This is a genomic window from Collinsella sp. AM17-1, from assembly GCF_003470665.1.
Lineage (GTDB): Bacteria > Actinomycetota > Coriobacteriia > Coriobacteriales > Coriobacteriaceae > Collinsella.
On record NZ_QRJZ01000002.1, the window covers coordinates 55,855 to 70,104 of the forward strand.

The 14,250-nt window shown below is 57.7% G+C and carries 11 protein-coding genes; 8 read left to right on the forward strand and 3 right to left on the reverse strand.

All coding sequences use genetic code 11. From position 1 onward, the window contains the following. Positions 1 to 86: 86 nt before the first annotated feature. The 5 genes from thyA to DW195_RS01590 all read left to right on the forward strand — a co-directional run bounded on the left by thyA (position 87) and on the right by DW195_RS01590 (position 4,937). Complete coding sequence (gene thyA, locus DW195_RS01570; RefSeq protein ID WP_118205599.1) at positions 87 to 935, forward strand: thymidylate synthase; 849 nt, start codon at positions 87 to 89, stop codon at positions 933 to 935. Between the two features lie 9 nt (positions 936 to 944). Continuing rightward, a complete protein-coding gene (locus tag DW195_RS01575; protein ID WP_118205600.1) occupies positions 945 to 1,463 on the forward strand; it encodes a dihydrofolate reductase in 519 nt (172 codons plus the stop codon). Positions 1,464 to 1,572: 109 nt separating this feature from the next. Continuing rightward, the gene (locus DW195_RS01580; protein WP_118205601.1) at positions 1,573 to 2,487 is read left to right on the forward strand and encodes an RNA methyltransferase; all 915 of its coding nucleotides are present in this window, start codon (positions 1,573 to 1,575) and stop codon (positions 2,485 to 2,487) included. A 125-nt stretch (positions 2,488 to 2,612) separates the two neighbouring features. Further along, positions 2,613 to 3,962, forward strand: coding sequence for an MATE family efflux transporter (locus DW195_RS01585; RefSeq protein ID WP_199576270.1), 1,350 nt, complete (start codon positions 2,613 to 2,615; stop codon positions 3,960 to 3,962). A gap of 204 nt (positions 3,963 to 4,166) precedes the next feature. Beyond that, on the forward strand, positions 4,167 to 4,937 hold the full coding sequence (locus tag DW195_RS01590) for a transposase (protein WP_118205603.1): 771 nt from the start codon (positions 4,167 to 4,169) through the stop codon (positions 4,935 to 4,937). A 71-nt stretch (positions 4,938 to 5,008) separates the two neighbouring features. Here DW195_RS01590 and DW195_RS01595 read toward each other — a convergent pair whose 3' ends face one another. Next, on the reverse strand, positions 5,009 to 5,494 hold the full coding sequence (locus DW195_RS01595; RefSeq protein WP_118205604.1) for a cob(I)yrinic acid a,c-diamide adenosyltransferase: 486 nt from the start codon (positions 5,492 to 5,494) through the stop codon (positions 5,009 to 5,011). Between the two features lie 92 nt (positions 5,495 to 5,586). Here DW195_RS01595 and ftsH point away from each other — a divergent pair, with 92 nt between their 5' ends. Then, a complete protein-coding gene (gene ftsH / locus DW195_RS01600; RefSeq protein ID WP_199576280.1) occupies positions 5,587 to 7,479 on the forward strand; it encodes an ATP-dependent zinc metalloprotease FtsH in 1,893 nt (630 codons plus the stop codon). 81 nt (positions 7,480 to 7,560) lie between these two features. Further along, positions 7,561 to 8,052: a DUF523 domain-containing protein gene (locus DW195_RS01605; protein WP_118205606.1), complete on the forward strand. Its 492-nt coding sequence runs from the start codon at positions 7,561 to 7,563 to the stop codon at positions 8,050 to 8,052. Positions 8,053 to 8,576: 524 nt separating this feature from the next. Here the strand turns inward: DW195_RS01605 and DW195_RS01615 are convergent. Together DW195_RS01615 and DW195_RS01625 are read right to left on the reverse strand one after the other, a co-directional pair. Continuing rightward, on the reverse strand, positions 8,577 to 9,179 hold the full coding sequence (locus DW195_RS01615; protein ID WP_118205608.1) for a Type 1 glutamine amidotransferase-like domain-containing protein: 603 nt from the start codon (positions 9,177 to 9,179) through the stop codon (positions 8,577 to 8,579). Positions 9,180 to 9,693: 514 nt separating this feature from the next. Then, a complete protein-coding gene (locus DW195_RS01625; protein WP_118205610.1) occupies positions 9,694 to 10,776 on the reverse strand; it encodes an iron-containing alcohol dehydrogenase family protein in 1,083 nt (360 codons plus the stop codon). A gap of 511 nt (positions 10,777 to 11,287) precedes the next feature. On the opposite strand from DW195_RS01625, the gene ileS reads away from it, so the two are divergent. Further along, positions 11,288 to 14,065 carry an isoleucine--tRNA ligase gene (gene ileS / locus DW195_RS01630; RefSeq protein ID WP_370215081.1) on the forward strand — a complete coding sequence of 926 codons (2,778 nt, stop codon included), beginning with the start codon at positions 11,288 to 11,290 and terminating at the stop codon, positions 14,063 to 14,065. Positions 14,066 to 14,250 lie beyond the last annotated feature (185 nt).

Sequence of the window (14,250 nt, forward strand, 5' to 3'; positions counted from 1 at the left end):
AAAATGAGGGCTTATGTTTGGGCTGTGGGGCTGCGTGCGCCTGGGCTACAATGAATCTCGCTTGTAGGCGACTGACAGGAGGGTCAATGAGCAAGGCTGATCAACAGTTTGTAACCATGTGCCGCGATATTCTGGACCATGGCACCACCACCGAGGGCCAAAAGGTCCGTCCGGTGTGGGAGGACGGCACCCCTGCCTATACCATTAAAAACTTTGGCGTCACGGCGCGCTACGACCTGCGCGAGGAGTTCCCTGCGCTTACGCTGCGCCGCACGGCTCTTAAGTCTGCGATGGACGAGATCCTGTGGATCTATCAAAAGAAGTCTAATAACGTGCATGACCTCAACAGCCATATTTGGGACGAGTGGGCCGACGAGACCGGCTCCATTGGCAAGGCCTACGGGTACCAAATTGGCCAGAAAAGCCATTATGCCGAGGGCAATTTCGACCAGATGGACCGCGTGCTGTACGACCTTAAGCATACGCCGTACAGCCGCCGCATTATGACGAACACCTATGTGTTTAGCGACCTTTCCGAGATGCACCTGTATCCGTGCGCCTACAGCGTGACTTATAACGTCACGCAGCGCCCGCAGGACGATAAGCCCACGCTCAACATGATTCTCAACCAGCGCAGTCAGGACATTTTGGCCGCGAACAACTGGAACGTGTGCCAGTACGCCATTTTGCTGATGATGGTCGCACAGTCGGTCGATATGATTCCCGGTGAGCTGCTGCACGTGATTGCCGATGCCCACATTTACGACCGTCATGTCGATATCGTCCGCGAGCTTATCGAGCGTCCGCAGTTTGCAGCGCCTAAGGTAACGCTTAACCCCGACGTGCACGATTTCTATGCGTTTACGACCGATGACCTGATCGTGGAGGGCTACGAGCACGGTCCGCAGGTCAAGAATATTCCCATTGCGGTGTAGGTGGCGCTCATGACGTGTAAGCTATCTGCCATCGTTGCCGTGTGCGACGATTGGGGCATTGGGTGCGAGGGCGATATGGTCGTGTCCAATCGCGCCGACATGCGCCATTTTGTGGCGTGCACCAAGGGCTGTCCGGTCATCATGGGACGCAAGACGCTGCTGAGTTTTCCCGGTGGTCGCCCGCTCAAGAATCGTCGCAATATCGTACTCACGCGCGACGAGGATTTTGCGCCCGAGGGCGTCGACGTGGTGCATAGCGTTGACGAGGCCTTGGCCGCCGTGGCCGATGAGCCCGTTGCCTGGGTGATCGGTGGCGGCGATGTCTATCGGCAGTTTTTGCCGTATTGCGTCGAGGCCGAGGTCACGCACAACCATTGCACCCATGCCGTGGACACGTACTTTCCCGACTTGGACGCCGATCACGCGTGGGAGATTGCGCGGCGCGGCGGTGTTGCCACGATTGCTGCGGGCGAGGGTGACGAGGGCGTCGATTATGAGTTCGTGACGTATCGTCGCATCGAGGCGTAAAACCGATTATCCCTTCGGTATTATCGGGATGAAATGAATGACGGGGCGGCGCATGGCGTTGCCCCGATATTTGTATAGGTGCTGCAAAGAAAGGTGCGGGCTGGCTACTATGACTGATGCCGTTGAGGTGCTGCGAATCGATTCGCTCGAGGACGAGCGGCTCGATGCCTACGTGCGACTGACCGAGCGTGAGCTGCGCTGCGTGCTGGAGCCGCAAAAGGGCATCTTCATTGCGGAAAGCGCCAAGGTCATTGAGCGTGCGGTGCGTGCCGGATATCAGCCAGTGAGCTTTCTTTTGGGCGAACGCTGGCTCGACCAGATGATGCCGCTGTTTGACCAGCTTGTCGTGCGCGAGGGAGCGGGCCCGGTTCCCGTGTTCGTGGCCTCGATGGAGCTTATGGAGCAGTTGACGGGCTTTAACGTGACGCGTGGTGCGCTCGCGGCATTTCGTCGCCCGCGTCAGATCCCGGTCGATGAGTTCCTGGGCGGCGTCGTCGAGGCGGCGGGGGAGCGCCCGGTGCGCGTATGCGTACTCGAGGGTATTGTCGACCACACCAATGTTGGCGCGATTTTCCGCTCGGCGGCGGCTTTGAACGTTGACGGTATTTTGGTGAGCCCAACGTGCTGCGATCCGCTGTATCGTCGCTCGGCTCGTGTGAGCATGGGCACCGTGTTTCAAGTGCCGTGGACGCGTATTGGCAGCGAGGCGCGCGTGTGGCCACATGATGGTCTGACCGCGCTTCATGATGCCGGTTTTTCGTGTGCCGCTATGGCGTTGACGGACGATTCCGTTTCGCTTGATGATCCTGTGCTGCAGAAGATTGATCGCTTGGCGATTTTTATGGGCACCGAGGGTGCCGGCTTGGGCGCCAAGACCATTGCCGGCTGTGACCACGCGGTGCGCATTCCGATGACGCACGGGGTCGATTCGCTCAACGTGGCCGCGGCGAGCGCCGTCGCCTTTTGGCAGCTGTGTCCGCACGTGAGCAATGAGTATCACTACCAGCCGGGTTTGTATCACTAGGCAGTTATTCCGCACCGTGCTCTAATTCGGGGTGTTTCGGTCGCCGCCAGTCGGTGCTAAGCTGGTTTTGGCTTTGGTTTTAAATTGCTGTTTTGTTGTTTGACGTATGCGTGTGGGGAGGGCGTGTGGCTAAGAAATCTACGGCTATCGATGTAACGCAAGGTGTCATTTGGCAGCAACTACTGTCGCTGTGCGTTCCCATCTTTTTTAGTTCGTTTTTTCAGCAGGCCTATACGCTTATCGGTACGTATATCGTCGGTCAGTTTGGCGGCAAGCTCGCGCTGGGCGGCATTCAGGCCACGATGGTGCTCACCGAGCTCTGCATTGGCTTTTGCGTTGGCGTCGGTGCCGGCTGCGCGGTCATTACCGGTCAGTATTTTGGCCAGCACGATGATGAGCGACTGAGTCGTTCGGTCCATACCGCCATGACGCTCGCGCTGGTGGGCGGTATCGTTTTCTCGATTCTTGGCATAGTGTTCGTTGAGCCCATGCTGGTGCTTATGAACACGCCGCATGAACTATTGGCCGAGGGCGTGGCCTATGCTCGCTGTTATTTTGCCGCGATGGTTGCGGCACTGCTGCTTAATATGGGAACCGCACTGCTGCGTGCCGTGGGCGACACACGTGGGCCCGCCGTGATCATTGCCTCTGGCTGCCTGGTTAACGTGGTGCTGGATATCATCTTTGTCGCTGTGTTGCATATGGAGGCGCTGGGCTGCGGCATCGCAGTGGCGCTGACCATTTGCTCCAATGCAACGATGATCGTGTTTCGCATGATGCGCGCTCCGGGTGCATGGCGTCTTTCGCTGTCAAAGCTCGGCATCGATCGCGGTATTTGCAAGAGTATGATCTCGTGTGGTCTGCCACTCGGTTTTCAATCGGCTGCCTATTCGATCTCGAACGTGCTGATCCAGGTGTCGGTTAATTCGTTTGGCGCCGATGTCACGACTGCTTGGGGTCTTTCTGGGCGCCTGGATGGCATTATCTGGATGGTGACCGAGGCGCTCGGCGTATCGATCACTACGTTCTCGGCGCAGAACTTTGGCGCGCGCAATTACGAGCGCATGCGCAAGGGCTACCATACGTCGCTCGTGCTTTCGTTTATGCTCATTGGTGGCCTGTCTGCCGTGCTCCTGGTGTTCTCGGGCCCGCTGTCGCGTTTGTTTGTCGACGATACTTCGATTTCGGCGTACACCTCGACCATCCTCCATTTCATTGCGCCGTTTTATGCGATTTTCTCGATTATCGAGAACGCGTCGGGATCCATTCGCGGTGCCGGCGTGAGCTTGCAGCCCATGCTGCTCACGATTTTTGGCACCGTCGTGCTTAGGGTGATCTGGGTGTTTGCGATTATGCCGTTCGATCCGTCGCTTGAGCATCTACTGCTGGTCTACCCCGTAACCTGGCTCATTACGGCCACGATGTTCACCATCTACCACCACAGCGGCAACTGGCTAGGCCGCGCCACCGCCTAGCCGGCACATAGGGACGTTCCTTTTCTGCCGGCACATAGGGACGTTCCTTTTCTGCCGGCACTTTGGGACACTCCTTGGGAAGCAATTTCGCCTTTTTCGGAGACTCTGCCTGCCGTGCCCTGTAAACTGTCAAAACGGGCTTAGCAAATTAGATCGTCCGCGCCTATCAGATGTTGCCCGGTGGGTTTGTGATGGGAGGGCGATATGCCAAGAACGGGTAGAGTCGTTTCGTTAACAGGCTATAACCACATAATCGCACGCGGCAATGGCGGCATCTGCATCTTCGAAGACGATGAAGATCGCTATCGGATGCTTACGCTGTTTGAGGATAAACTTGTCGGTAATGGCGTTGGCGTTACCGCATGGTGCCTCATGTCGAATCATTTTCATCTTATGGTCGACGATCCTCATGAGAAGATATCTTCGTGCATGAGCGGCGTTCTTACGTCGTATGCGATGTATTTCAATCGTAAAACAGACCGAGTTGGGCACTTGTTCCAAGATAGATTTACTAATATTCCGGTCGAGAATGACGTGCAAGCAATTTCGCTTGCCGACTATATTCATATGAATCCGGTCAAGGCGGGCATTTCCGCCGTTGATACATATCGTTGGTCCAGTTACCGAGCATACGCTTACGGCTATGATGGATTTGGATTCTGCGACCCCGGGATTGTTTTGGATCTCGTGGGTGGATCTCTTGAGTATCGGCGCTATCTTGCCGATCGAATTGACCAAGCGCCCTACGATGCTGAGCCTCGACCGCGCATTCTGGATGACGAGGCTCTTGAGGTCGCCAAAAGCGTTGCCGCCCCTATATCACTTCCCGAGCTTGCTTCCATGAAGCCAACTGAGCGAAAGCCCATTCTCTGCAAAATGAGAAGAGCGGGTCTCACGATTAATCAAATAGTGAGAGTCGTTGGCATCGGTCGTACGTCTGTTGTTTCTGGTACGGCAGGTTGGAAGAAGATTTAGGTTGCTGGATAGGTGACGGTGCAGGAGTGTCCCCAACTGCCGGCAGAAAAGGAACGTCCCCAACTGCCGGACTAGTATTCGATGCCTTGGCGGGCCAGGAGGCCTTCGTCGAAGTAGTGTTTGACGGGGTGCATTTCGGTGACCAGATCCGCGAGGTCCGCGAGTGGCAGCAGTCCGCGGCCGGTTAGCACGAGCTCCGTGGTGGTGGGCTTTATCGCGATCAGCGCTTCGACATCCTCGCGCGTCACAAAGCCTCGGCGCATTGCTTCGCCGAGTTCGTCCAGAATGAGCACGTCGACCTGAGAGATCTTTTCGCGTGCGAGCTCCATGATCTGTGCGGCGCAAGCCTCGGGCGTGTCGCGGTCGGCCTGTACAATTCGTAGCCCTAGGCGTGGTGCAGCATCATGCTCGGCGCAGTGCAGCTTCTTGGCAAACTGCAGCATGAGTACGTCGAGCCCATAACCTGTGGCGCGCATCGCCAATCCCAGCGCAGCCGTGGTTTTGCCCTTGCCGTCGCCCGTATAGATCTGAACCTTGCCGACTTCGAGTGATGCCATCTCTATCCTTTCGTGCCCGGCGTCGGTTTATCGCCGTCCGGGTTGGGTATTCTAGTTAGCATTATCAACCCCAGTAGATGGAGTTCAAGCAGATGGAGATGGATGACAACAAACGTAGACGGAATATGATCCTCTACGTGCTCATCGCCTTCGTCGTCTACCTCGTGCTCTCGACCGTTCTGTTCCCTAACATCGGTCACACGCAGCAGATTACGAAGACCGATTACTCGACGTTTGTCAAAGCGCTCGATAAGAAGAGTGTCGACAAGGTCGAGTACAACACGGACGATTACACGATTTATTACACCAAGAAGGGCGAGGACGAGAACATCGCCTATAAGACGACCGGTGTGCCGAACGATGCGGGCTTTACCGATCGCGTGCTTGAGTCTGGCGCTTCGCTGGAGTCGGTCGTTCCCGATAAAAACTCGGGTTTGATGACCTACTATCTGCTCACACTCATTCTTCCCATGGCGATTTTCTTCCTCATCGGTTGGTGGCTCAACCGCCGCATGAAGAAGGCTATGGGCGATGACGGCCCGTCGATGAACTTTGGCGGCGGCGGTTTTGGCGGCGGCGGACTGGGTAAGTCCGGCGCGCGCGTGATCGCCTCCAAGGACGTGGGCGTGACCTTTAAGGATGTCGCCGGCCAGGAAGAGGCCAAAGAATCTCTCAAGGAGGTCGTCGACTTTCTGGAGAAGCCGCAGCGCTACGAGGAGATCGGCGCCAAGCTGCCGCGCGGTGCCCTCCTTGTCGGCCCTCCGGGTACCGGTAAAACCCTGCTTGCCAAGGCTGTTGCCGGCGAGGCGGGCGTGCCGTTCTTTAGCATTTCGGGCTCTGAGTTCGTTGAGATGTTTGTTGGTCGCGGCGCTGCTAAGGTGCGTGACCTGTTTAAGCAGGCCAAGGAAAAGGCCCCTTGTATCGTCTTTATCGATGAGATCGATACCATCGGTAAGAAGCGCGATGGCGGCGGCTTTAGCGGCAACGACGAGCGCGAGCAGACGCTCAATCAGTTGCTGACCGAGATGGACGGCTTCGATAACCACAAGGGTATCGTCGTTCTCGCTGCCACCAACCGCCCCGACAGCCTTGACCCGGCCCTGCTGCGCCCCGGCCGTTTTGACCGCCGCATTCCCGTCGAGCTGCCCGACCTGACCGGCCGTAAGAACATCCTCGAGCTCCACGCCAAGAGTGTGAAGACCGAGCCGCCGATCGATTTGACCGCGATTGCCCGCGCCACGCCCGGTGCCTCGGGCGCCGACCTGGCCAACATCATCAACGAAGGCGCCCTGCGTGCCGTCCGCGAGGGTCGCAAGCGCGCCACGCAGGACGATTTTGAGGAGTCGGTGGAGGTTGTCATCGCTGGCCAGCAGCGTAAGTCGACGGTGCTTTCCGATCACGAGAAGCAGGTCGTTTCTTACCACGAGATTGGCCATGCTATTGTTGCCGCTCGCCAGAAGGGCTCTGCACCGGTCACCAAGATCACCATCGTGCCGCGCACGAGCGGTGCTCTTGGGTATACCATGCAGGTCGAGGAGGACGAGCGCTTCCTGACCACGCGCCAGGAGGTCTTGGACAAGCTTGCCGTCTACTGCGGCGGCCGTGCGGCCGAGGAACTCATCTTTGGCGAGATGACGACCGGTGCCGCCAACGATATCGAACAGGCCACCAAGCTCGCCCGCAACATGGTGACGCGCTTTGGTATGTCCGACGAGTTTGGCATGATGGCACTCGGTACCGTGCAGAATGCGTACCTCAACCAGGATACTTCGCTCACCTGCGCCCCTGGTACGGCCGAGCGTGTGGACGCGATTGTCGCTAAGCTGATCGAGGACGCGCACGATCGCGCCCTGCAGATCCTCAAGGAGAACAAGTTCAAGCTCCATGAGCTGGCTCGTTATCTGTACAAGAAGGAGACCATCACGGGTGATGAGTTCATGAACCTCCTCACGCGCGAGAATCCGCTGATGCCCAAGCAACAGTAAAGCCGCGGTCGAGCCAGTAAACGCCGACGCCCCATTTGAGCAGCTATCTCAAATGGGGCGTTTTGCTTGAGAGGGATGGAAATGAAGATCGTGGTGAGCGCCTGCTTGATGGGCGAGAGCTGCAAGTATAACGGGCTCGACAACTATCATCGCGCGTTGGTCGAGGCCTGCGAACGCACGGGGACTGAGGTCTTGTTGGTGTGCCCCGAGGTCTTTGGGGGCCTGCCCACGCCGCGCAAGCCATCCGAGATTGTGGACGGTGAGGTCCGTACCTGCGAGGGCGTCTCTGTCGATCGCGAGTTTCGCCTAGGTGCCCAGCGTGCGCTCGATATGTGCGAGCATTTTGGCGGCCCGTCCGAGATCGCTGCGTGCGTCCTTCAGGACCGCAGCCCCTCGTGTGGCGCGGGTCACATCTACGACGGCACCTTTAGCGGTACGCTCACCGCGGGCAACGGTGTTTTCGTCGACCTGCTGCTGCGTCACGGGTACCGCGTGATTCCTGCTAGCGAGTTCGATCCCAGCATGTTGGAACATTGTCCACAGCACTCGAACCGAACACTTCCTCACGGGTGACCGTTTTGGCATCATCCGTGAAGTTGATATTGAGTACGACCCGGTCATCAAAGACGTAGGCCGAGTTGACAGGCGCCGTACCCAGGCAGTCCCTCCCCGCGGCCCTCGCGCAGGAACGCGTACACGGCCCTCCCGTCTCTTGCGCCCCTCCCGGAGCTGTTCACATCAGTGTAGCCAATCCAGTCCGCCAAGGGCTGCAGCCCGGACAACGCGGCGATGGAGGGCTTCTTCGGCCTGCTCAAGAAGGAGTTCTGGCACGGCGGGGACTGGTCGGAATGGACCCCCGCCCGCTTCATCGAGGAGCTCGGGGGGGGGGCTAGATCGGCCGATACAATACGGAGAGGCGCAGCGATGCGCTCGGTGGCCGCACGCCGGCCGAGTTCCGCTCCGCGCTGGGAAGGGCCGCGTAACGGTCCAAGAAATCGTCCGCAGTCTCCATTCTTGCCCCTTTGGGACGGCTTCTTGTTGGGGCGTGCCTGCCCCGGACCCTGCTAGGAACGAGTGCAGCAAACTGGAATTTTAAATTAGTCTTTGCAAATAACCTTTGAACCTTCACCATCAATTACAATTCCCTGACGATTGTTAATTGGGCATAGATTCAAATCCGAAAACTCAGTTATTATTTTCTCGGTAACTTTCTTAAATGGTGCTGTAAGAAAATGCGGAAGAACATAGAAATCAATCAAATTAAGCCCTGCATCATCTTCTTGTGAGTAGTCCACCGGCTTTTCATCCATTTGCTCGATATATTGGATGCTTGGAGCGCATACAATCGCACCTGCCGATTCACCAATCATCAGTTTTCCCTTTGCCAATTCTTTCTTCAACAGCTCATCCGTTCCCGTTTTACGGAGCTGGTCTATAAGGAAAAAAGAATTTCCGCCGGTAAAATAGATCACATCCGCATCTTCAAAAAGAGACTGTATCGTTGAATAAGCCTCCGTTGAAATGTCAATTTCAGTTACGATTGCTCCCAACTTTTTGAATAATTTTCGAGCCGAGCCGACATAACCGGTGTATCCTTCACGCAGCGAAGCTGTTGGAATAAATGCGACTTTTTTATTTTCAATTTCTTCCTTTATCAGACTTCCTACACTTGAAAAGTGCGAACATAAAAACATTTTCATCAATATTCTCCTTCATATATAAATTCTTATTTGTTGAACTAAACCGTGTATACCATACTCTCCAATGAAAGAACGCCCTGATATAGCGTAATTTGCTGTTTTCCTGCGTACGTGCGTACACACCCCACAGGAATTCTAAGGGCCCTGCCCCCTTAGCACACGGACTTTGGAACAAAGTCTAGTGTGTTACGCCTTGCCAGAGGTGTACAGGCTCCCGGTACGCACGTACGCAGCAATTGCCATCAATGCGCCATATAATTGGCGATCAAGTTCGTATAAAGCGACCTTGGTTCCGCAAAACAAAAGGCAGGATACCATCACCACGATGATACCCTGCCTCTGTTCGTTCCTGTTTACCGTTCCGAGTAGTCCTTCCGCAGAATTTCCGATAAACAAAAAAACGTACCCGAACCCTTTCTCGTAAAGAATCGTGTTCGAGTACGAACTGAATGCTGGAGCAATAAAAAACCACCACAAAGGTGCCTGTCCCCTTTGTGGTGGTTTTGCGCTAGGCCTAGAGCGTGTGGCCGTAGGCGTTGGCGGCCTTGATGGCGGCGGCGAACTTCTCGTCGGTGAAGGGCTCCGGGTTACCCTGCTTCCACTCGTTGGTGGCGTGCGCATACTCGCACAGGGCCGGGATGTCGGCCTCTGAAAGTCCGACCTGCTCAAGCGTCACAGGCAGGTCCATCTGCTTGTTAAAGGCGGCGTAGCGCTCAAGGTTCTCGGTATCGCCCGCATAGGCAAACAGCACGAGCACGCCCAGGCTCACGACCTCGCCGTGCAGATAGGTTCCCTCGCGCGGAATGCTGCACGTCGCATTGTAGAACGCGTGCGCCACGCTCGAGTTGTAGTAGTAATCGTTTTGGTTGGTCAGGTTCGAGACATAGCCCGTGTTGACCACGATGTCGAGCGCGATCTGCTTGACGGCCTCGCTCGACAGATTCCGACGCACGTCCTCAAGACCCTGGACGCCATAAGTAAACAGCGGCTCGGAGCAGGTGTGGGCGAGTGCCAGGCCAAGACCGGCGGTATGCTCCAAATTGCCGGCGCTCGTGGCGTACTCGACTTCGGGCTGCTTGGACAGGGCATCGCCCACGCCGGCCCAGAAGTACTCCTCCGGAGCCTCGGCGATGATCTTGGGATTGATGAAGATGTGCGCGGGACGGTTGGGGTACGAATAGCCCTCGAGCGAGCCGTCGTCGTTGTAGACGACGGCAATGGCGGTCGCGGCCGAGCAGTTGGAGCAGATCGTCGGTACCGTAAAGACGATCTTCTTGAGCTCGATGGCCGCCGTCTTGACGGTATCGAGCGCCTTGCCGCCGCCACAGGCAATGAGCACGTCGGCTTCCTGGCAGGCGGGGGAGTTTACGACCTTGGCGATATTGGCGCGTGTGCTGTTGGTACCGTAGACGCGCGTCTCTAGAATCTCGACGTCGGTGCCTTCCAGTGCTGCTTCGATACTGGGAAGCGCCGCGGCCAGTGCTCGTTTACCACCGATAATCGCGACCTTGGCCGCTCCGTACTCGGCCAGCGCGCCGGGCAGCTCGTCAAAGCAATCCTCGCCGACGGTATAGTCGCTCATTCCAATCGTGCGCATAGCAGCCTTCTTTCGTTAGATAAAGTGCTTTCAGGTATTTTGCTCCAAGAGAAGGCCTACGGCCGCGAGAAATTTCGAACGTATAAAACCAGTGTTGAGGGTTTTTCGCCGACGCGGAACGTGCTAGCATACTCCGCATAAGCGTTGATGGGGACGAGTAGTCGGCCATTCGCATGCCACAGAGAGCGGGGAGTGCTGAGATCCCGTGCATGCGACCGATGAAAATCACCCCGGAGCTGCGATCCCAACGGACGTGCCTCGCAGGCACGTCTTAGTAGATATCGCCGAGATGGTCGTCGATACAGGCCAGCCGAGTAACGGATGCGAGCGCGCGATAACGCGGGCGAGGGCATCTAAGCTGGGTGGTTAAGCGAAGAGCTTTTGCGGGCACGCTGCCCGTTTTGTGGCGCTTCGTCCCAGCTTGTAAGGGACGGGCGCTTTTTTGGTGCCCAACGGGCGTGCGCGCCCACGACATGAAAGGGGTACCGTGGCAAACGAATACAAGCAGACGATGAATCTGCCCAAAACCGGTTTTCCCATGCGTGCCGGTCTTTCCAAGTCCGAGCCCAAGCGACTCAAGGACTGGCAGGACAACAAGGTCTACGAGCAGGTTCTGAAGAAGAACGAGGGTCACAAGAAGTTCGTGCTGCACGACGGCCCTCCGTACGCCAACGGTCCGATCCACATCGGCCACGCCATGAACAAGATCTCCAAGGACATGATCAACCGTTACTGGATGATGCAGGGCTATGAGGTTCCCTATGTCCCCGGTTGGGACTGCCACGGTCAGCCGATTGAGCACAAGGTCGAGGAGAAGCTCGGCACCGAGAAGTTCAACCAGACCTCCACGGCTAAGATCCGTGAGCTCTGCAACAAGTTCGCTGTCGAGAACATCGAGCTGCAGAAGGCCGGCTTCCGTCGTCTGGGTGTGCTCGGCGACTGGGACAATCCCTACCTGACGCTCTATCACCAGCACGATGCCGCCGACATCGAGGTCTTTAAGGCCATGTTCGATAAGGGCATGATCTATCGCGGCCACAAGCCGGTTCACTGGTGCAAGCACTGCCACACCGCGCTGGCCGAGGCCGAGATTGAGTACTCCGACGAGACGAGCCCGTCCATCTTCGTGCGCTTTGAGATGACCTCCAAGCCCGCCGGCCTCGAGAACTTCGATGGCCCGGTTGACTTTATCATCTGGACGACCACGCCGTGGACCATCCCCTCAGACCAGGCAGTTTCTCTCAAGCCCGGCGCCGCCTACGTCGCCGTTGAGCACGACGGCCGCGCCGAGGTCATGCTCGAGGACCTGGCTCCCAAGTGCTGCGAGGAGTTTGGCTGGGAGTACACCCCGGTTGTGGTCGACGGCAAGCCCTATGTGGTTCCCGCCGAGACCTTCCATCACATTCACTATAAGCAGCCGATCTTCGACGGTGTCGAGGGCGTTGCGCTGCTGGCCGATTACGTTGGTGTCGATGACGGTACCGGTATCGTCCACAACTCTCCCGGCCACGGCGTCGACGACTACTTCGCCTGCCTCAAGGAGGGTATCACCGACATTTGCATGCCGGTCGATGACGACGGCAAGTTCTACACCGGTGAGGAGTTTGGCACCGGTGGTCCCTTCAGCGGTATGGATACCGATGAGGCCAACCCGCACATCATTGAGTTCCTGCGCGAGCGCGGCACCCTGGTCCTCGAGAAGAAGATCACGCACAGCTATCCGCACTGCTGGCGCTGCAAGCACCCGGTGCTCTTCCGTGCCACCGACCAGTGGTTTGTCTCTATGGACAAGACCGGTTTGCGCGAGCAGGCCGGCAAAGAGGTCCGCGAGAACGTCAAGTGGTATCCGGCCCACGCGGCCAACCGCATCGGTGCCATGGTCGAGCAGCGTCCCGACTGGTGCATCAGCCGTCAGCGCAACTGGGGCGTGCCTATCCCCAGCTACACCTGCGCCGACTGCGGCGAGAAGGTCATGAACGACGCTACGCTCGACGCAGTCATCAAGCTCTTCCACGAGAAGGGCTCCGACGCCTGGTTCACCGACGCTCCCGAGAGCTACCTGGGCGAGGCCTGTGTCTGCCCCAAGTGCGGCGGTCATCACCTCAAGGCCGATAAGGACATCCTCGACGTGTGGTGGGATTCCGGCGTCTCCTGGAAGGCCGTCTGCGAGTACCGTCCCGAGCTGGAGTATCCGGCGGATGTGTACCTCGAGGGCTCCGACCAGCACCGCGGTTGGTTCCAGAGCTCGCTGCTCACCTCGGTGGGTGCCAACGGCCATGCTCCGTACAAGGCGGTCGTCTCGCAGGGCTTCACGCTCGACGGCCAGGGTCGCAAGATGTCCAAGTCGCTCGGCAATGTTATCGACCCCAATAAGGTCTGCGACGAGATGGGCGCTGACATCATCCGTCTGTGGGTTGCCTCCGTCGACACCAGCTCCGACGTCTCCATCGACCACGAGATCCTTGCTCGTACGTCTGATGCCTACCGTCGTTTCCGCAACACGCTGCGCTTCCTGCTCTCCGAGCTCGAGGGTCAGTTTGAGCCCGAGACCGACGGCGTCGCCTTTGCCGACTTGCTGCCGCTCGACAAGCTCATGGTCGCCCGTCTGACCCAGGTCCAGGCCGAGGTCGACGATGCCTACGCCAGCTACGAGTTCCCGCGCGCCTACCGTGCGCTTTACGACTTCGTGGTTACCGAGCTTTCCAACGTGTACCTTGACGCCCTGAAGGACCGTCTGTACTGCGAAAAGCCCGGCTCGCTCGAGCGCCGCAGCGCCCAGACCGTGCTCGCCGAGCTCTTCTCGATGCTCATGCGCGATCTGCAGCCGATCCTGTCCTACACCGTCGATGAGGCCATGGCCTATGCGCCCGCCGGCTGCGTCGATCATCAGAAGTACGCCGCGCTGCTCGATTGGTACAAGTCGCCCATCACGGTCGACGAGGCCAATGAGTTTGAGGGCGTGCTCGAGGCTTCACTTGAGCTCCGTAGCGCCGTGACCAAGGCCCTTGAGGATGCCCGCTCCGCCGGCACCTTCACCAAGAGCCAGCAGGTACGCGTCAAGGCGGTCGTTCCCGCCGAGATGTACGCGCTGCTGACTGGCGACAAGGCCGTTGATCTGGCCGAGTTCTACATCGTTTCCGATGTTGAGCTGACCCAGGGCGAGGAACTCTCTGTTGCCATCGAGGCAGCCGAAGGCGAGTGCTGCGACCGTTGCTGGAACTACCGCACCACCGTCGGCGAGTACAACGGCCACGCGCATATCTGCAAGCGCTGCGCTGAGGCTTTGTAGTTACGCGGTTTTACCAAACCGCGTAACCGGTTGACGCTGCAAACCCGCCAGAGCGGCAATCTGCCTTTCAACTTCGGCGGCATGACTAGAAGGTCAATGCCGCCTTGTTTCAAGGCACCTTGCTCGCTCTGGCGGGTTTTCGCTGTCGGTAACGAATCATCGGCTATTTCGTTGCTGGTCAATAT